Here is a 19,044-nt window from a genome sequence, read left to right on the forward strand (position 1 = left end):
GTCTACTGAATAGGTGGGCCCGACGTCTCGACCGGACCCGTGGACGAGGAGAACCGTGCCGATGCATGATCGTCAGACCCTTATCGGCCGGCCACCCACCGCTGGGCTACGGCGGCGGCGTGCATCGCGTCGGACACACGCCGTGGCTCTGGCGTCGACCGCGGTTGTGGCACTTACCTGTTCCGTGGCTCCGGCGTCGGCGGCCGACGGCGCGCGGGTGGTCCGGGAACTGACGACGGCGGGCGTCGTCACCGATGCCACCAACCCCGGCAACAGGCTCGGGCCCCGCGCCGACGGCATCGTCATGGTGGTTACCCCCGGCACCGACGACGGCACGCTCGATGACCGCATCAAACGTACTGTGGGACAACGCACCACGCTGATCGTGGCGTATCCGGAGTCGTTGTGGCCGTTCGTCGGTGGCAAATCGTCGCCGGTGCCGCCTCTTGCCGACACCTACGACGCGTCCAAACACGTGGCCGTCGACAGAAACCTCACGGTGATGCGCCGACTCGGCAAGACGGGCACACACGTGGTCTACACCGGATACTCCCAGGGTGCCGACGCCCTCGGCAATGCGACGGAGAAGGCACTGGCCCAAGGCATCGACCTCGACGACGCGAAGATCGTCCTCGTCGCCGACACCCGCAGCCCGTGGGGGATCAAGGTGGTCGCGAATACTATCGCGGGTGTGCCCGAGGTGGTCAGGGCGTTCGGCATCACTCCGGACGGCGCCCGCGATCCGGCACGGTCATCGGGCGCCGATGTCACCTCGGCGATCATCGTCGGTGATCCGGCGTCGGACTTCCAATGGCAGCCGCGGCGCCCGCTGGAATCGATCCTGGTCAACGGGGCGGGCTTTCTGGCGATCCACACCGGCTGGGGTGCACAGACTTACGGCAATCTCGACGCACTGGGCACGCCGACGGAACTGCGCAGCGTCGACGGCACGACCCGCTACCGGGTGTACGACGCCCGGCACCCGCTCGCGTTGCTGCGCCAGATGGTCCATGACCGGACCGGACTGCCTTACACGCGAGCCGATCTCAAGCGCTGGGATGCCGAGGGGGAGCGATTCTTTGCCACCGAGGCTCCGTCGGTGGACAATTCCGCCGTCCCGGTGGCCGAGGTAAGAATGAACGAGACGAGCGTGAGCGGTCCGGCTCCGAAACAGGTTGCGGCGGAGCAGAAGACCGGGAAGGGGCAGAAGACCGGGAGGGTCGCCGCAGCGCCCCCGGTGGGCGCCGATTCGGGAAGTACCTCCGGCGCAACGAAACAGCCGCGGACCGCGACGGTGCGCGGTCCGCGGCTGCCCACCGATCCCGGTCAGATGTTCAGATCCGTGACCGTCACAGCGGAAAACCTTCTTCCAAGAGGTCTATTGCCTCGAGCAGGGAGGTGAGGGCGGCGTCGTCGGGGATGAAGGTCAGTTCGTTGGCGATGTGGAACATCACCCCGCCCACGGCGGCGGCGAACACCCGCAGCCGCGGATTGTCGCGGTCGACCCCGAGGTAGTCGGCCATCACGTCGATGCCGTCGTAGATGGCGCGGTCGGATTCGAGTTGGTGGGACACCCGCAGCGCCGGTTCGGTGTGGATCAGCCGCAGGCGTTCGGGATTCGACGCCCACGGGTCGCCGCTGGCCGCGGTGAACAGCCCGCGGACCAGCTCCCGGACGAAACCGAAATGGTTCAGTCCCGGGGGCACGCCGGCGATCACCTGTGCGCGCACGTCGTCGAGGTCGTCGCTGAGGACCACCTGCTCCTTGGAGGAGAAATACCGGAAGAACGTGGTGTGCGACACCTCGGCCTCACGGGCGATCTGCTCCACGGTGGTGCCCGCGTACCCCTGCTTCTCGAACAGCCGCATCGCCGCGTCGCGAATCGCGTTGCGGGTGCGGATCTTGTGTTTTTCGCGTAACCCGACGGGCCGCCCGATCCTGCATTCGGGGCCGTCGGTGACCGCCGTACCGTTTCCGGAGCGGCGGTCACCGTCAGGTTCGCGTCGTGGTGACGCTGCCATCGGACTACGCGGGAGCTCCGGCCTTCTCCAGTGACGCGCCGCCACCGGGGAGGTCCTCCAGGCCGTTGTTGCGCACTGCGCCGCCCTCGATGTCGAAGTCGAGGACCAGCTTGTCCAGCCACTTGGGCAGACCCCAGGCGCGATCGCCCAGCAGTGCGATCACCGCGGGCACCACCGTCATGCGGATGATGATGGCGTCGAAGAAGACCGCGATGGCCATCGCGAAGCCGAGCATCTTGGAGGTGGTGTCGGGGGCCAGCATGAACGAGGCGAACACGCAGATCATGATGATCGCGGCCGAGGACACCACGCGTGCGCCGTGCCGGTAGCCGGCGAGGATCGCCTCCTTGGCGGTCATGCCGTGGATGTATTCCTCGCGGACCCGCGTCAGCATGAACACCTGATAGTCCATGGCCAGGCCGAACACCACGCCTATCAGGAAGATCGGCAGGAACGACAGCAGCGGCATCGTGTTGTCGATCAGGCCGAACATGCCCTCCTGGAAGATCGCCACGGTGGCGCCGAACGCGGCGAGCACCGAGAAGATGAATCCGATGGTGCCGATCAGCGGAACCCACAGCGAGCGGAACACGGCGACCATGATCAGGAACGCCAGGCCCACGACGACGATCAGGTACGGGATGAGTGCGTTGTCGAGCTTGTCGGACATGTCCGACATGATCGCGGTCATGCCGCCGACGTGCATGGTCCCGCCGGCCGCCGAGACCTCGTTCTTGTAGTCGCGGATCTGCTCCATCAGGTCATGTGTTTCCTGATCGGACGGTCCGCTGTTGGGGATGATCGAAATCAGCGCGGTGTCGGCGCCGACGTTCGGGTTCTTCGGGTCGCTGCCGTTGCCCATCCAGGTGAGGGTCTTGGCGTTGGCCACGTCGTCGAGCGTCTTGATGTGCGCGACGGCCTTGTCCGCGGCGGCGGTGACGTCACCGCCGGCATTGCGGACGGTCACCAGCAGCGGGCCGTTGATGCCCTTGCCGAAGCCTTCGGCCAGCAACTCCAGCGCCTTGTTCTCGTCCTCGCTGTTCATCGTCATGCCCAGTTCCATCTTGGTCATGGGGATGGCGGCCACGACCAGCACGGCCAGCCCGGCGATGATGAACGGAATGGGTTTGGCCACGACGGCCCGGCCGAACCGCATACCGTTGGTGTCGGCGTCCTCGGACTCCTCGGCATGTTTGATCCACGGGATCTTCGGGGTGAACGCGAAGCGTCCGAACGCACCGAGCAGCGCGGGGATGAAGGTGATGGCGGCCATGACCGCCAGGCCCACGGCGATACCGGCGCCGAGGCCCATCTGGGTGACGAACGGCAGCCCGATCACCATCAGGGCGACCACGGCGATGATCACGGTGAGGCCGGCGAACACCACCGCGGATCCGGCGGTGCCCACCGCGCGTCCCACGGCATCCTCCCTGGATCCGCCTCTGGCGACCTCACTTCGGTACCGGGACACGATGAACAGCGCGTAGTCGATGGAGACGGCGATGCCGAGCATGGTGACGATGCCGGTGGCCGACTCGTTGACGTCGAGGAACTCGGTGCTCAGCGTCAGCAACATGATGGTGATCAGGACTGCGAAGATGCCGGTGATCAGCGGGATGAACGCGGCGACGAGGGCGCCGAAGAACACGATCATCACGATGAACGCGACGCCGAAGCCGAGCATCTCGGCGGTGCCGCCTTCGTCCTGAATCGACATCAGCGAGCCGGTGGCCTCCACGTTCAGGCCGCCGACGCGATGATCTTTGAGGATGTCGACGAACTCGTGCTTGTCGTCGATCTCCAGGTCCATGATGTTGGTGGTCTGTCTGACCTGGATGAGGCCGACCTTGCCGTCCTCGCTGAGTACCTGCGCGCGCGACTCGGCGGGCACCGACAGCGGGCTGACGATGGTTGCCGCATCCTTGAGTTCGGGGAGCTCTTTGAGGCTCGCGACGAGCTTGTCGATCTCGGCGGCGTGCTTGGCGATCCCGTCCGGAGCCTGGACCAGGACGCTGGTCGAGGCCTGCTCCTGATCTTCGGTGGCCACCGGGAAGTACTTCTGCATTGTGGTCATCGCGTTGCCGGAGTCGGTGCCGGGCAGTTCGAAATCCTTGGAGAACTTCGGCTGCAGTACGCTCACGAGGCTGACGACGAGGACCATCGCGGCCACCCAGGCGGCGATCACCCACCACTTGTGTCGAAATGAGAACCGGCCTAGCCGGAAGAGTATGGACGCCATGGTCTCCATCCCTCGAACTGGATTGGCAAGATGTGGCAGTCAATCAAAAGTGGAACTGACTACCAGTTTGGTCTACCCCTCGGCGCCGGTCATCGCAACCCTGGCGGCCGCGAGTGTGACGCAACTCGCCGCAGCGTGTCGGTGTGATGAACGCTAGGGCATAAGGTCCCTTCGGTGGTGCCTAATTTCCGGGGACTGTTCGAGTATGCGGGTCGACGGGCATTCGGCGCATCCCTCAACACCCTGAAATCACCCCCGGTTGTGTCCCTGAGTCAGGGATGGGTGGGGGCTTCCGGTCGTGTTCGTGATTCGGGCGCGGTCCATAATGTCGTGACAATCGCGGCGTGATGGAAGGGCATCGTATGGGAGTGCGGATCGGTGTTGTGGGCCTCGGCCGGATCGGCGCATTCCACGTCGACACGTTGGCCTCGTCCGACGCGGTCGACCGGGTGTTGGTCACCGATGTGGTGCCGGAGGCGATCGAGTCGGTCACCGGCCGGTACTGCCAGGCGCAAGGCTGCGCGGACGTCGACGCCGTGCTCGCCGCGGGTGTCGACGGGCTGGTGATCGCCTCGGCGACCGCCACTCGCGCGGGATTCATCGAGAAGTCCGTGGCCGCCGGTGTGCCGGTCTTCTGCGAGAAACCGATCGCGATGTCGTCGACGGAGACGGCCGGCGTCGTTGCCCGGTGCGCGGGCTCCGGCGTGCCGGTCGTGATCGGCTGTAGCCGACGATCGGATCCGGCTGTCTCCGCGGTGTGCGACGCGGTCGCCTCGGGTGCACTCGGGTTCATCACCACCGCTCGGTCGGTGACGCTCGATCCGGTGCCGCCGCCGATGTCGTACATCGCCCGGTCCGGTGGGATCTTCCGCGACCTCGCCGTGCACGATTTCGATACCCTGCGCTGGGTGGTCGGGCAGGACGTGGTGGAGGTGTACGCCACCGGCGCCAACCTGGGCGACCCCGAGTTCACCGCGTATGACGACATCGACTCGGCCACAGCGATTCTCACGTTCGACTCCGGTGCGATGGGGGTGGTGTCCGTGGGCCGCTACAACGGCCGCGGCCATGACCGCCGCCTCGAAGTCCACGGCAGCGCCGATTCCATTGTGGCGGGCTGGGATCCGGAGCGCACATCGCCCGATGGCACCCCGCACGGATCGGTCCCGGACCGGCTCGCCGAAGCCCGCCGCCGAGAGCTCCACGCATTCTGCGCGATGGTGGCCGGCGCGTCGTCGACGTCGCTGTGCACCCTGGACGAGGCGCTCGAGACGGCCCTCATCGCCGACGCCGCGACAACATCCATGCACGAAAAGCGACCGGTCCGCATCGACGAAATAGCCGAAATACCCTCCTCAGATTGACCTTTCGCTGGTTGAGGTGTGAGGAGCGTAAGCGGCGAGCCTCGAAACCCGGTGAGAGAACCTTGTCGTCTCACCTGGTTTCGAGGCTCGCAGGCTCACACCTCAACCAGCGGGGGTGCTGCCCGTCAGGTCAGCTTGTAGACCGTGGTCCCGCCGACCGTCGTCGCGGTGAAGTTCTCCGCGACCCATGCGGAGATCTCCGAGTTGCCGCCGGGGCCGCCACCGCTGCCGCCGACGTAGTAACCGATCTTGCCGGCCGCCACATAGGCCTTGAACTGATCGAGGGTCGGGGCGGGGTCGCCGCTCCAGCCGCCGATCGCCATCACCGAGGTGCCGGTGGCCAATTCGATACCGGCCGCGGACTGCGAGCCGTTGGTGGCCGCCGACCAGGTGGTGCCGGCCGACTTCAGCAGCGCCACCAGTTCGGTGTTCGACGAGATGTCCTCGCCGCCGGGGCCGCCGCCCTGGCCACCCTGACGAGCGTTCGACGATCCGGCCTGTCCGTCGGTGCCGTTCCGGCCATTGGTGCTCTGACCTGCCGAGTTCTGACCGTTCGCAGTCTGACCGCCGGCGTTCTGGCCCGTCGTATTCTGGCCGCCGTTCCCGCCGGGACCTCCGCCACCGGGACCGCCCATGCCGCCGCCGCTGATCGACGTGCTGACCGCGCTCGGGATCGAACCGCCGTGCGTCTCGGACGCGGTGGCGATGGAGAAGGCCGCGGTGCCACCGAATCCGGCGAGCGAACCGGCGATGAGTGCCGAGGCGACCAGCTTCTTCATACCCAGGGTGCTGCCGATCAGCAGTCCCGCGACCGAGGCCAGTGCGACCAATCCGATTGCCCAGCGGCACCATTCGGGACCCCAGCTGTTGCGGTCGAGCAGGACGATCGACCACCAGGCGGCCAGCCCGATCATCGCGGCCATCATCAGGCGTCCGTCCCAGTGCTCACGACGCCGCCAGGCCAGCACGGCGCCGATGCCCACCAGGGCGCCGATCGCCGGTGCCGGGGCCACCGTGTAGTACGGGTGGATGGTGCCGCTCATGAACGAGAACACCAGTGCGGTCACCAGAAGCCAACCACCCCAAGCAAATACCGCACCACCCTCGACGCGGTTCATACGTCCGGTGAACGTGCTCAGCTGGTTGATGCTGCGCACACCGACATAGGCGGCGAACACCAGTACCAGCAGCGCCACCGGCAGCAGCCAGGAGATCTCGTTACCCATCTCGGAGCTGAACAACCGGCTCAGTCCGGTGGAGCCGCCGAACGACCCGCCGGCCTGGCCACCGCCACCACCCGGACCGCCCCCATTGCCGCCGCTGATACGGCCGATGCCGTTATAGCCGAGCACCAGGTCCATGAAGGTGTTGTCGGTGGAACCGCCGATATAGGGCCGCGAGGATGCGGGGGTCAGGATGGTGGCCACCACGAACCACCCCGCGCTGACGATCAGCGCGACGGTCGCGCCGATCAGGTGCAGTATCCGTTTGGTCCAGCTGTTGTTCGCGAACACGAGATACGCCAGGCCGAAGGCGGGCAGTACCAGCAGCCCCTGCATCATCTTGGTGAGGAACGCGAACCCGAGTGCCACACCCACCAGTGCCAGCCAGCGGCCGGAATTGGTGGCGATCGCCCGTACCAGGGCGTACCCGGCGGCGGTCATCAGCAACACCAGCAGCGCATCGGGATTGTTGAACCGGAACATCAGCGCGGCGGCCGGGGTGAACGCGAGCACGGCGCCCGCGATCAGCCCGGCGACAGTGCCCTGTTTCGGGTCACTGAATGTGCGCCGCATCGTCGCATACAGCAGGCCGACGGCGGCCACTCCCATCAGAGCCTGCGGAGCCAGTGCGGCCCAACTGTTCACGCCGAAGATCCGCATCGACAATCCCGTAACCCACAGCGCGGCAGGAGGTTTGTCGACGGTGATGAAGTTGGCGGCGTCGAGCGAGCCGAAGAACCAGGCCCGCCAGCTCTGCGAACCCGCTTGTGCCGCAGCCGCATAGAAGGTGTTGGCGTAGCCGCTGGCGCTCAGATTCCACAGATAGAGCACCGCGGTCGTCGCCAGGAGTCCGCTCAGCGCCCATTTGCTCCACCACAGCGGGCGCCGACGCGACACCGCGGGTGGTGGCGCCGGCGTCACCTCCGGTGCGGCCCGGTCGAGTACTGCTGTCATGTCTGCATCTCCTTTTCTGGTCGATAACCAGAATGCGACCCGTCCCTCCGGCAGGACTGGATGGACGCTGGGAGAAGCCTGTGAGCGCTCGGGCGTTGGTGATCGGCGTACACACTATGCTCGGAGGGTATGAGCTTTCATGCGTTCGACAAGAGTGAGCAGCTGCGTGTGCTCACCACCGGTGAGACCGGTCAGCTCCTCGGTTACCTTCCGTCCGGCAAGCTGAGTATCCAGCTCACCTCCGGCGGCATCGTCATCGTCGACGAGGAGAACGTCGAGAAGGTGTAGATGCTCAGGTGAGCGATTGCCCGCACTGCTGACAATAGATCGCGCCGATCGGGTTGCCGTGCGAGCAGCCCCGGCAGGTCGCCTGCTGGGCGAGCGACGAGCCGCACGACGTACAGAACCTGCCGCCCGATGCGTGGGTGCCGCACGACGGGCAACGGGTCGAGGATTGCTGCCCGAGGTCGACGCCGCCGATGAGGTTGACGTTGCGCAGTCCTTCACGCATCTGATCGCGCCGGGCGTCCGCCTGTAGCTGCGCCAACTCGTGCGCCTGATTGGGGGAGCAACGCACGCACTGGCCGACGGGATCGTTCCAGCAGCCCTCGTCGCACACCCAGTCGCCGCAGCCACGGCACTGGTGGAAATGCGGTGATACCTCGGCGACGGCCTTCGCGAGCGCCTTGTCCTTGGCCTCGGAATTGGTGCTGCGGTCGAGAAATCTGTCGGCGGCCGAGGTCACCCGGTACATCGCCCCGTAGCCGACCAGTCGACCCAGACCCTGGACGAACTTTTGCCCGGTGGCAGCCATATCCCGCTGGAAACCGGACCGGAAGCCGTTACCGCAGCGCTCGCAACGGAACTCGAACTGGTAGCCGTCGTTGTTCGACAGATCGCTGTAATTGCCGGTGAACGGGATTCTGATGGACACGGTTGACCTCACGGGACGGTGGGACGGGCCGCACAGGCGGATGCTGCTTGAGCGTACCGCCCGGATCGCCGATCCGGCGTCGACGCCGGTGACTGTCGGTCGATCGGGAGACACCGCGGCCAAGGGTCGGCTCGGACGGAACCGACGGTCACAGTGGTCAGGTAGAGGGTTCGGGCACTCTGGGCGTCGAGCCACGTCTTCACTCGCGGATCGGGGGGTCCTGCTCATCGCATGCGGGGATCGTGGGTCGGGTCCGGGTAGCTGGGTGGGCATCCGCGCATGGTGGCCTGCGCACGAAACTCGAAGTGCCATGGTTCATTCTGGTAGATCTGGCACAGGCCGTAGGTGGCGCCGAATCTGTCCAGCCAGTCGGCGGCGCCGGTGCCGCCGAGGTCGATAGCCTTGCCGGACACGTGCGGCGAGGTGGCCGGGGTGGCGACCCAGCGGCGTGCTTCGGGGAGTGACCCGTAGGTGATGACGGCCTGGTCGAGCAGGTATTGCTGATATGCGCGCGAACGCCAGCCGCTGTTCACCACGAACGTCACGCCGCCTGTGCGGGCGACGACGGCCGCGGACCGTAATGCCGTCAGGAGTGTGCCGTCGAGCCTGCTGACCGCCGGATAGCTGTCGTCGAAGACGCTCACACCGGCGGGAACCACGCCGTCCTCGACGCCGATCGCGGCCGTCGGGGCGGCCGTGGCGATCGCGGGCGCGACGGCCGACGCGGTGACGACGGCGAGTGCTGCGATGAACGGTCGTGTACGGCGCATAGTGACATCCTCCCAGCCCGGCCGACCGCAGACCACTACGGAGACAACTGCCCCGGTGCCTGGTAGGCGGCGAGGAATGTGGTTATCGCGGCCTCGACGCGGGCGGTGATCTCGGTGGGGTCGGCGGGGGGTTGTCCCAGTGCTTGGCGCAGTTGCTGGTGGCCGACGATGCCGCCGAGGAACTGTTCGGCGGCGATCTGGCTGTCGGGGACGCGCAGTTCGCCTGCGGCGACCCGATTGTCGATGAAGGCACGCATCCGGGCATACGACACCGCAGGGCCTCGCTCGAACATCGTCGAGGCCAGTTCGGGGAAGCGGCCGCATTCGCCGACCGCCAGCCGGAACAGCACGGTTGCCCGGTCGCTGAGCGCCGCGCGGGCGGTGGCGTGCCCGAGGGCGCGCAGAGCGTCGGCGATCGGTAGCGCACCGAGCTGATCCTCGGTATTCGCCGCGACGGTCGCGTTGGCGAGGTCGGCGATGATCGCCTCGAAAAGGGCCTCTTTCGACGGGAAATACCGGTAGAGCGTGGCTTTCGACCCGCCGGATGCGGTGACCAGCTGGTCCATGCTGACGCCGTGGAAGCCGTGCAGGGCGAACTGCTCCAGCGCTACGTGCAGGTAGTGAGCTCGTCTGTCCACGACAAAACTGTACCGTTTCGTTTGACGGGTAGCTAATGAAACTGTACTGTTTCGTTTAGTCGGTACAGGTCCGGCGGCTTGCGACACACAAGGGAGCTGATATGTCCACACCGATCGTCACGCGCGGCGACGACGCCCTGACCTTCACCACGTCACCGACCGACGTGATGCGCTTCCTGGCCGGCGGCGACGAGAACTCGCCGGATGTCTACGTCGAGGAACTCGCTCCGGGCGACGGGCCACCACTGCACCGTCATCCGTGGGTGACGTGGGAAGTCGTTGTCGCCGGACGCATCCGGGTGCTCGTGGGCGAGGACACCTACGAGGCCGGAGCGGGTGACCTGATCTTCACCCCGCCGAACGTCCCGCACACGTTCATGGCGATCGGCGACGGCCCGGCCAAGCTGGTCGGCATCAACTGGCCCGGTGGATTCCATCACCTGTACGCGAAGATGGCGCCGCTGTTCCAGGTCGCCGGTCCGCCCGACTTCGGCGCGCTCGCCGCAGCCGCGGCCGAGCACGGTGCCGAGATCCTCGGTCCGCCGCTGGCACACCTCGAATCCGCGGGCGGGGTGCAGCCGCCGATCCCGCCGGCGGACCGGTGACATGGGAGCCGCCCCGAACTCGAGACCGCGATCCTGCGCCACCATCCGGAATCGACCATCCTGGATCGGGTCGTCCCGGCACAGCCGGACGGACGAGATGTACTCCGCCGCTGTCGTAGTGATCAGTCGCGCGCGATGAGCGCATCGTAGACGGCCTCGAACCGCGCGGCCCGGTCCGCGTAATAGTCCGCGCGTGCCGGATGCGGTTCGCAGACATAGCCGGGCTCCGGATGCCAACGCTCGACCGACGCTGCCAGGGTGTCCAGTGCCAGGTGGGCGGGTACCCAGCAAGGTGGTGCGTTTGGCGTCGATGATCTCGATGGGCAGGCCGAGGACGTCGCTGATGGCCTGGAACAATTCCGGCCGGGCTGCCACGGTGCGACCGCATACGGCGATCTTGACCGCGCCCTGTGCCGCGGGACGCAATTGACCGGCGACGCGCGCATAGCTCAACGCGATGCCTTCGACGACGCCGCGGTAGATGTCGAGAGCACTGTTGGCGGCGGCTCTGGCTGCAATGGCAGCACGCCATCAACCCCGACAACACCACCGAGAACGGGCGCCACTGCTGGTGGAGTGAGGTCCACAAACCGCCCGGGAGCGGCGAGCCGATGCGAATATGCATTCGTGCCCCGCTCCCGGGTGGTTATTGTTCTCCGGCGAACGATCATTGTCCTGCCAGTGTGAGCAACCGGTCGCGGCCCTGGGCCACCCCGCCCTCGGCCATGAATTCGACGGCAAGCCGGGCGAGCGATCGGGTGCCGGTATCCCCGAGTGCGGCGGCGACCTCGGCGGCGGCCCAGCGAGCCTCGTAGTGCCCGAGGGGCGGCCCCTCCGACAACGCCCGATCAGCCGATTCCTTCGCCTCCCCGGGCTTGCCATATTCCACCAGCACCAGCGCGATCCGGGCAGCCGCCCAACTGGCGAACAGTCCCAGATTGTCGGCCAGTGCCAATGAATTGCCGAAGGCCCGTAGAGCTTCATCGAGGTCGCCGCGGCGTCGCGCGGCCAGTCCGGAGGCTCGCCACGCCGTTGCCGTCCACCCGCGATGTCCGATGCGGGTGGCGATGGACAGTGCCTCGGCGCTGTCGGCGGCGGCCTCATCGACCCGGCCGAGTTCCGTGAGAGCTTCGGCGCGATGCCACAGCGCGTACGCCTGACCTTCTGCGTGGCCGAGCGTCCGGGCCAGGTCCAGCGCCGCATCGATGAGGCGCAGGCCCTCGGCCGCGTGGCCGGCGAAGACGAGGGCGTGACCGGCGGTCGACCGGGGCGTGATGGTCCGCACCAGATCGCCGGAGTCCGCGAAGAGGTCCGCTGCCCGGTTCAGTGCCGAACTACCTTGTCGCACATCACCTCCGAGGAACTCGGCCATGGCGCGTGCATCGACCACCCGCGCCATTCCGCCGGAGTCGCCGAGTCGCTCGTACAGCGACAGGGCCTCGGCGGCCCGCTCACCAGATCTGTGCGTGCGCCCCAGGTTCATGTCGAGTACCGAGGCCACCTCCAGCGCCCGGGCCCGGGTGGGGGCGTGCTCACCGGCCTCGGCGACCGCGAACTCGGCGAGGTGGGAGGCGCGCACGATGTCGTCGGAGCCGGACGCGAGCATCGCGAGCCGTGCCAGAATCCGGGCACGGTCGGTGCTGTTCGTCGCAGCCGACAATGCGGCCTGAAGGTCGTGCCGGGCGCCGGCGAGGTCGCCACGGCGCTGACGGGCCTCTCCGCGCACCTCATGCAGGAGCGCACCGACCTGCGCTGCCGGTGCCAACGCGAGTCCGCGGTCGGCCAGCCCGGCCGCCTCGTCGTCGGCGAAGGTGTCCAGTGCGCGCCGGGAGGCGTCACAATAGGCCGCCGACGCTGCCGCACGATCGCCGGCGTGCAGCCGATGGTGCGCCAGTCTCGTCCGATCACCTTCCGTCCCAAGTGCATTGGCGAGGTCTGCGTGATGCCGGATGCGGTCGGCGTCATCGAGCCGACCCGCCACCACGTCGGTCACCATGTCATGGGACGTCGCCCAGCCGTTGTCGCCGCCCCGGACCAGCCCACGGCGCAGGAGACGGGACAACGACTCGGCCACGGCCTGCTCGTCACGTCCGGTGGCCTCGGCCAGGAATCGGGCCGGGACCTCCAGGGCGGCCAGCGCCATGAGCGCCAGGAGACGCCGGTCCGGTGCGCTCTGGGCGTCGACCCGGGCACCGATCGAGGTCCGGTGTCCGGCCAGGGCCAGTTCGCCGGCCCGACGCGCCGCACCGGGCCCGGTATGCCACGGGCCGTTCGCCGACGGCGTCACCAGTCCTTCGGCGCTGAGCCCGCGCAACACCTCGGTCACCGCCATCGGGGTTCGGTCGGTTTGCGAGCAGATGGCCGCCACGACCCCACGATCATCGACGACGGCGCGCAGCGACTCTCCCGACAGGCCGCCCAGATCCACCCGCAGCGCCACATCGGACCGCCGCAGGAAATCGGCCACCTCGGTGTGGTCGGCCACCTCTTCGGACCGGAAGGCCACCACCGTTCCCGTCGTGGCGTCGCGCCGGACGACCGCCTCAAGCACCGCGAGACTGCTCGGGTCGCACCATTGCAGGTCATCGACGGCGATCGGCAGCGCTGCCGCCCGCAGGATCGCGGTCGCGACCTCCGGGATGAGGATCCGCCGGTTCTCCGCGTCCGGCCGCACCGCGCTGAGCCGGCCGTCGTCGAGTTCCGGCAGCAGCCATGTCAGCGTCGCGGCCATCGGTGTGGGCAGCCCGGCGCGGTGTCCCATGTCCTGGGAGAGCACCTCGCGGAGCAGTGTGCGCAGCAACGCCCACGGTTCGGCGACCTCGGCGGCATATGCACGGGCCCGGACGATCGGCACCGAGCGCGCCACGGTGTCGATCAGCCGTGATTTTCCCGCACCCGACACTCCGCCGATCAGAATCACCGTGCCGGACCGGCGTGCACCCGACAACGACGACCGGATGAGTGTCAGCTCCCGTTCCCGGCCCACGAACGCGAGTTCGTCGAACGAACGCCTACCCCGCCCGGAGGCCGGAGCAGCGCCGGCGGGAGGTCGTCGTATCAGCCGGCGATGCAGTTCAGCGGCCTCGGGAGACGGATCGACACCGAGTTCGTCGGCCAGCTCGCGCCGGTAGTCCTCGAACGCGCGCAGCGCGCCCGCCCCGTCGCCGGTGACGGCCAGTGCCCGGACCAGGAGCAGGACCGCGGGCTCACACAGCGGATCGGCATCGACGGCCGACCGGGACATCTCGACGGCACGCCCGGCATCGCCGGAGGACAGGGCGAGGGTGGCGGCCTCTTCAAGGAGGTGCCGGCGGCCACGGAACACGCGGGCGCGGAACTCGGCGGCCCAGTCGTCGTACGCATCCTCCGGCAACGGGTCTCCCTGCCACAAGTCAAGCGCCGCACGCAGTTCCGTCGCACGCAGCGCCGTCGGCGAGCCGGCCCCGGCGGTGGCCGCACGGAGCAACCGCTGGGCGTCGACGGCGCAGGCCGGTTCCGGCGCGAGCGTGTAGCCGTGCTGCCCGGTGATGATCAGGGCGGGGTCGCCGAGCGCGTGCCGGGCTCGATTGACGAGGACCTGGAGGTTCGCGACGGGGTCGGCCGGCGACCGGTCGGGCCACAGTGCCGCGGCGAGCACATCAGTGCTGACGAGCTGCCCCTGGCGGCTCGACAGTACCTTGATCAGGGTGCGGGCCTTGCGGCCGCCGAATGCCCGCGCCGGTACCTCCATGCCGTCGCGTAGCAGCGCGAACCCGCCCAGCAGCCGGATCTCCACCCGTTGCGCTCCGGTCACATGTCTCATCCTTGCCGCTCGCCGCGAAACCGCAAGTAACTCGCAAGGCGTCCCTTCTAGCGTCGTAGGCGTCGTTGATCACGAACGGCAGACAGCACAACCGAAGGGAGAAGGTCATGACGACCATGCAAACGATCGAACACCGGGATTTCAGTGCGCCCGACGAGGTACGCACCTTCGAGAACGGGCGCGCCGAGATCCTGCGAGTGGGTGGCATGGAGATCGGACGACTCGTCTTCGAGCCCGGTTGGCGCTGGTCCACCCACGTGCGGCCGATCGCCGGCACCGACCTCTGCGAGGCCCCGCACTTTCAGTACCACGTGGCGGGCACCCTACGGATTCAGACGGCCGACGGCCAGGAGTTCGATGCCACGCCCGGCCAGGTGACCTCGTTGCCCGCCGGTCACGACGCCTGGGTGGTGGGCAACGACGAGGTGATCGTCGTCGACTGGTTCGGTGCCAGTCACTACGCCGAAGGACACTGACGCACCTGAATGCGCGCGATCTGCTGGAGCCGATGACGGGAATCGAACCCGCGTATTCAGCTTGGGAAGCTGATGTTCTGCCATTGAACTACATCGGCGTGCGCCTCGCGACGCAGGTCATAGCGTAGCAAGTGGGCCGGCGGGCGGTGGGGCGGGGCCCGACGGGCGTCCGATATGGGACCAATGACCCCAGTGCGGCGTGTCTGATTCGTCCGGACGTCATGGGATGTCCGGATGGCGCACAATGGTCACCCATGGCGATTGTGGCGGCGGTACTCGTAGTAGCGACCCTGGTGGCGATGACCAGCGGCCGGATGCCGGCGGTTCTGGCGCTGATGGTCGCGTTGCTGGCCGCCGGTGTCCTCGGGATCGCGACACCGGCGGAACTGTTCTCGGGGCTGAGCAACGGCGGCGTCATCACCATCGCCGCGATGCTGGTGATCGCCAAGGGCGTGCTGTCGACGGGCGTGGTCTCGCGCGTCATGTTCAAGCTGCTCTCGCAGGTCGACACGCCGACTCGGATGCTGGTCCGGCTGATCCCGCCCGTCGGCGCCATCTCCTCGCTCATCAACACCACCCCGATCGTCGCAATGCTGATCCCCGCCACCAAAGAGGTGCAGCAGCGCGCGGGGATACCGGCGCGCAGTGTGCTGCTGCCGGTGGCGCACGCGACCACCCTCGCCGGGTCGACGACGCTGGTCGGCACCAGCTCCAACCTGATCATCGCCGGATTCGCGACGTCGGCGGGTGTCCATCTGAGCATGTTCTCATTCGTTCCGATCGCCCTGCCGGTGGCGCTCGTAGGCTGGGTGGCGCTGGTCCTGCTGTCACGGCACCTGCTGCGCGGGCGGTCACGGCACAAGGACCGCGCCCTCGATTGGCGTGCGGAGATTCCCGTGTCGGGCAAGGCGGTGGGCATCGGGCGCACCGCGACCTCGATGGGCATGCACAAGACCGCCGAATTCGAACTCGTCGAGATCCGGCGCTGGGGACAGCCCGTCGACATCGACAGCCCGATCGAGGGTGGCGACCTGTTGGTGTACCGGACCACCGAACTCGGGGTGCAGATGCTGTGGGAATCGCCGCGGTTCGGGCTGGCGCCACTGCACCTGTTCGCCGTGACCATCGGCACCGAGAATCCCGGCACCGTGCGTGACCTGCAGGACGAGGAAGACCTGCTGGTGGTCGCCGCCCAGACCCACCACCGGTTCCGGGACACGCCCGCCGAACCCGGCAGCGTGTGCTATGTGTCCGTCGCGTCGAGCCAGGTGCTGGAAAAGCATGAATTCGTCAGCCTGTGGCAGAACGTGGCAGGCAAGGCTCCGCAACCGGGAAAGACGTGGGTCGCGATATCGATCCTGGTGGGGGTGATCCTCGCCGCCAGCTTCAGTCTCATGGACGTGTCTCTCGCCGCCGGATGCGGTGCGACGCTGATGGTGGTCAGCGGGGTCCTCTCGCCGAGATCGGCGGTCCGTGCCCTCGACTGGAACATTCTGGCCATCATCGCCGGGTCGATCGGGCTGGGTCAGATCGTGGTGAAGAGCGGCTTGGCCGGCTATATCTCCGACGGGATTCTGGAGTTGGGTTCGGGCAATATCCCGTTGATGGTCGCAGTGCTGGCGATCGGTACCACGCTGCTGACCAACTTCGTCACCAACGCCGCCGCCGCGGCCATCCTCACACCGGTCGCCCTGACGATCGCGTCGAGCGCTGATCTGAGTCCGGTGCTGCTGTTGACACTGATCGGCACCTGCATCTCGTTCACGTTCATCAACCCGTACAGCCACCAGTCGAACCTGATGGTGATGGAACCGGGCAACTACACCACACGCACGTTTGTCCGATTCGGTATCCCGATCACCCTGATCTCATTGGTGACGGTGTTCCTGGTGGCCTGGCCACTGCTGGAGTACACGCGGTAGGCGCTACTTGGCCAGATGTCTCGCCATATCGAGCAGCGACTCGCCGGGCGATGACCCGGTCCGATACCCTCACCTACGTGCTGCTTTCCGACCGCGACATCCGGGCCGAACTCGCGCAGGGTCGCCTGGCGGTCGAACCGTTCGATGACACGCTGGTGCAGCCGTCGAGTATCGATGTGCGGCTGGACGGCCTGTTCCGGGTGTTCAACAACACCCGCTACACCCACATCGACCCGGCGCAACGGCAGGACGAGCTGACGAGCCTCGTCGAGCCCGCCGACGGTGAGCCGTTCGTGTTGCATCCGGGGGAGTTCGTCCTGGGTTCGACGCTGGAGATATGTACGCTGCCCGACTATCTGGCCGGCCGGCTCGAAGGCAAGTCGTCGCTGGGTCGGCTTGGCCTGCTCACCCACTCAACTGCGGGGTTCATCGATCCGGGCTTCTCAGGGCATATCACCCTGGAACTGTCCAATGTGGCAAATCTGCCGATCACCCTGTGGCCGGGGATGAAGATCGGTCAGCTTTGTCTGCTGCGGCTCACCAGCCCCGCCGAACATCCGTACGGCAGCACCGCCGTCGGCTCGAAGTATCAGGGTCAGCGGGGGCCGACACCCTCCAAGGCCTACCTCAACTTCGAGTAGGACGGCTGAACCCCCCGCGCCACCAGATCCAGCACGTGTTCGTACAGCTCACCGGCGTCGATGAACGGCGGATACGCGTCGGTCAGTTCGAGTGCGACAGCTCCGTGTACACACGCCCAGACCTGCGCTGCGAGGTCGAGGGCGTCGCCGGGGCGGATCGAACCGACGCCCTGGCCGTAGCGCACGATGTCTGCGAGGACTCCGAACGAGCGTGCCGCCACTTCGTCGTCGGCCTCGCAGTCGGTGGAGAACATCAGGGTGTACAGGTTGGGGTTGGCCAGCGCGAATGTCCGGTAGTTGCGGCCGCAGTTGCGTAACCGCTCGGCGGGATCGGTATCGATGGCGGTGACGACACCGGCGAACTCGGCGAAGCCATCGCTGACCAGCGCATTGAGCAATCCTTCCTTGCCGTCGAAGTGGTTGTAGACGCCCATCGGGGCGACACCCGCCTCCTTGGCGACGGCCCGGACGGTGAGCGCGGTCTCGCCGTCGCGTTCGAGAATCCGTCTGCCCGCCGCGAGGAGGTTGATGCGGATCTCCGTGGCGGGGGTACGGGCGGACTTCGGCGTCGACATGTTGACAAGTCTACTAGAACAGTGTTCTTCTTGAATAGAACTACGTACTACAACAGTATGGCGATGTTCTATAACTCGTGCCGGACCCCGGCACTGCACGCCACATCGCCAATCGAAGGAGGAATCACCGTGGGCTCATCAACCTCGCGCTGGCTCGCGCTGGCCGCCCTGTGTTTTGCCGAACTGCTCGTGATGGTCGACAACTCGATCGTCAACGTCGCGCTGCCGACGCTGGCGCGGGACCTGAATGCGGGAATCTCGGGTCTGCAGTGGATCGTCGACGCGTACACGCTCGTCTTCGCGGGCCTGTTGCTCACCGGCGGCTACCTCGGGGATCGGTTCGGTCACCGGCGGATGCTGCTTGCCGGTATCGGTGGATTCGCAGCAGTCTCGGTGCTGGCCGCCGCTTCGGGGAGTCTCGGCCAATTGGTCGCGGCCCGCGGTGGATTGGGGGTTTTCGCCGCGCTCGTGTTCCCGGCGACGCTGGCCATCATCACCGCGATCTTCACCAAACCCTCCGAACGTGCCGCGGCAGTGGGGATCTGGGCGGCAACCTCCGGGATCTCGGTGGCCGTCGGACCGGTTTTCGGTGGCTGGCTGCTCGAACACTTCTCCTGGTCGTCGGTGTTCTGGGTGAATGTGCCGATGGCCGTCGTGGCCGCCGCCGGTGTGCTGCTGGCAGTTCCGGCCACCCAGCGTATGTCCGTATCACGTTTTGACGCAACGGGTCTGGCACTGTCGATCGCCGGTCTCGGGTTGCTCACCTATTCCGTGATCGAAGGTCCGCACTTTGGCTGGACCGACATCCGGACCATCGCCGGACTGGTCGTCGCCGCCGCGGTGCTCGCCCTGTTCGCCCGTCGCGAGCTGTCCATCGCAG

The 19,044-nt window shown here is 67.2% G+C and carries 16 protein-coding genes and 1 tRNA gene; 8 read left to right on the top strand and 9 right to left on the bottom strand.

What is annotated here, in order from left to right:
• Nucleotides 1-142 precede the first annotated feature (142 nt).
• The gene (locus KDB67_RS14915) at nucleotides 143-1,402 is read left to right on the top strand and encodes a PE-PPE domain-containing protein (protein WP_291017109.1); all 1,260 of its coding nucleotides are present in this window, start codon (nucleotides 143-145) and stop codon (nucleotides 1,400-1,402) included.
• Here the strand turns inward: KDB67_RS14915 and KDB67_RS14920 are convergent.
• On the bottom strand, nucleotides 1,350-2,021 hold the full coding sequence (locus KDB67_RS14920; protein WP_291017111.1) for a TetR family transcriptional regulator: 672 nt from the start codon (nucleotides 2,019-2,021) through the stop codon (nucleotides 1,350-1,352). The genes KDB67_RS14915 and KDB67_RS14920 overlap by 53 nt on opposite strands.
• A 4-nt stretch (nucleotides 2,022-2,025) precedes the next feature.
• Nucleotides 2,026-4,260 (bottom strand): MMPL family transporter, encoded by a 2,235-nt coding sequence (locus KDB67_RS14925; RefSeq protein WP_291017113.1) that lies wholly within the window; start codon nucleotides 4,258-4,260, stop codon nucleotides 2,026-2,028.
• Between the two features lie 362 nt (nucleotides 4,261-4,622).
• Here KDB67_RS14925 and KDB67_RS14930 point away from each other — a divergent pair, with 362 nt between their 5' ends.
• A complete protein-coding gene (locus KDB67_RS14930) occupies nucleotides 4,623-5,624 on the top strand; it encodes a Gfo/Idh/MocA family oxidoreductase (protein ID WP_291017146.1) in 1,002 nt (333 codons plus the stop codon).
• Between the two features lie 125 nt (nucleotides 5,625-5,749).
• Here KDB67_RS14930 and KDB67_RS14935 read toward each other — a convergent pair whose 3' ends face one another.
• Complete coding sequence (locus KDB67_RS14935) at nucleotides 5,750-7,801, bottom strand: glycosyltransferase family 39 protein (RefSeq protein ID WP_291017116.1); 2,052 nt, start codon at nucleotides 7,799-7,801, stop codon at nucleotides 5,750-5,752.
• Between the two features lie 129 nt (nucleotides 7,802-7,930).
• Here KDB67_RS14935 and KDB67_RS14940 point away from each other — a divergent pair, with 129 nt between their 5' ends.
• Nucleotides 7,931-8,089, top strand: a complete 159-nt coding sequence (locus KDB67_RS14940) for a hypothetical protein (protein ID WP_291017119.1) — start codon at nucleotides 7,931-7,933, stop codon at nucleotides 8,087-8,089.
• 4 nt (nucleotides 8,090-8,093) lie between these two features.
• Here KDB67_RS14940 and KDB67_RS14945 read toward each other — a convergent pair whose 3' ends face one another.
• The 3 genes from KDB67_RS14945 to KDB67_RS14955 all read right to left on the bottom strand — a co-directional run bounded on the left by KDB67_RS14945 (nucleotide 8,094) and on the right by KDB67_RS14955 (nucleotide 10,143).
• Complete coding sequence (locus tag KDB67_RS14945; protein WP_291017122.1) at nucleotides 8,094-8,735, bottom strand: zinc ribbon domain-containing protein; 642 nt, start codon at nucleotides 8,733-8,735, stop codon at nucleotides 8,094-8,096.
• Between the two features lie 224 nt (nucleotides 8,736-8,959).
• Nucleotides 8,960-9,505, bottom strand: coding sequence for a M15 family metallopeptidase (locus KDB67_RS14950; RefSeq protein WP_291017125.1), 546 nt, complete (start codon nucleotides 9,503-9,505; stop codon nucleotides 8,960-8,962).
• A gap of 35 nt (nucleotides 9,506-9,540) precedes the next feature.
• Nucleotides 9,541-10,143 (bottom strand): TetR/AcrR family transcriptional regulator, encoded by a 603-nt coding sequence (locus tag KDB67_RS14955; protein ID WP_291017127.1) that lies wholly within the window; start codon nucleotides 10,141-10,143, stop codon nucleotides 9,541-9,543.
• A 101-nt stretch (nucleotides 10,144-10,244) separates the two neighbouring features.
• Between KDB67_RS14955 and KDB67_RS14960 the strand changes: the two genes are divergently transcribed.
• Nucleotides 10,245-10,748: a cupin domain-containing protein gene (locus KDB67_RS14960; protein ID WP_291017128.1), complete on the top strand. Its 504-nt coding sequence runs from the start codon at nucleotides 10,245-10,247 to the stop codon at nucleotides 10,746-10,748.
• Between the two features lie 667 nt (nucleotides 10,749-11,415).
• Here the strand turns inward: KDB67_RS14960 and KDB67_RS14965 are convergent.
• Entirely contained in the window at nucleotides 11,416-14,541 is a 3,126-nt protein-coding gene (locus KDB67_RS14965; RefSeq protein ID WP_291017130.1) for a BTAD domain-containing putative transcriptional regulator, read from the bottom strand.
• 116 nt (nucleotides 14,542-14,657) lie between these two features.
• On the opposite strand from KDB67_RS14965, the gene KDB67_RS14970 reads away from it, so the two are divergent.
• Nucleotides 14,658-15,026: a cupin domain-containing protein gene (locus KDB67_RS14970; RefSeq protein ID WP_291017132.1), complete on the top strand. Its 369-nt coding sequence runs from the start codon at nucleotides 14,658-14,660 to the stop codon at nucleotides 15,024-15,026.
• Nucleotides 15,027-15,050: 24 nt separating this feature from the next.
• On the opposite strand, the gene KDB67_RS14975 is transcribed toward KDB67_RS14970, so the two are convergent.
• A tRNA-Gly gene (locus KDB67_RS14975) sits at nucleotides 15,051-15,124 on the bottom strand.
• A 156-nt stretch (nucleotides 15,125-15,280) separates the two neighbouring features.
• Here KDB67_RS14975 and KDB67_RS14980 point away from each other — a divergent pair.
• Complete coding sequence (locus tag KDB67_RS14980) at nucleotides 15,281-16,948, top strand: SLC13 family permease (protein WP_291017134.1); 1,668 nt, start codon at nucleotides 15,281-15,283, stop codon at nucleotides 16,946-16,948.
• A 77-nt stretch (nucleotides 16,949-17,025) separates the two neighbouring features.
• Nucleotides 17,026-17,589 (top strand): dCTP deaminase, encoded by a 564-nt coding sequence (gene dcd, locus KDB67_RS14985; RefSeq protein ID WP_291017148.1) that lies wholly within the window; start codon nucleotides 17,026-17,028, stop codon nucleotides 17,587-17,589.
• On the opposite strand, the gene KDB67_RS14990 is transcribed toward dcd, so the two are convergent.
• Nucleotides 17,571-18,164: a TetR/AcrR family transcriptional regulator gene (locus KDB67_RS14990; RefSeq protein ID WP_291017136.1), complete on the bottom strand. Its 594-nt coding sequence runs from the start codon at nucleotides 18,162-18,164 to the stop codon at nucleotides 17,571-17,573. The two genes, dcd and KDB67_RS14990, sit on opposite strands and share 19 nt — an antisense overlap.
• A gap of 192 nt (nucleotides 18,165-18,356) precedes the next feature.
• Between KDB67_RS14990 and KDB67_RS14995 the strand changes: the two genes are divergently transcribed.
• Nucleotides 18,357-19,044, top strand: a 688-nt coding sequence (locus tag KDB67_RS14995) for an MFS transporter (protein ID WP_291017150.1), incomplete at its 3' end; no start/stop codon positions are given.

Source organism: Gordonia sp. (in: high G+C Gram-positive bacteria) (assembly GCF_020438995.1).
Classification (GTDB): Bacteria; Actinomycetota; Actinomycetes; order Mycobacteriales; family Mycobacteriaceae; genus Gordonia.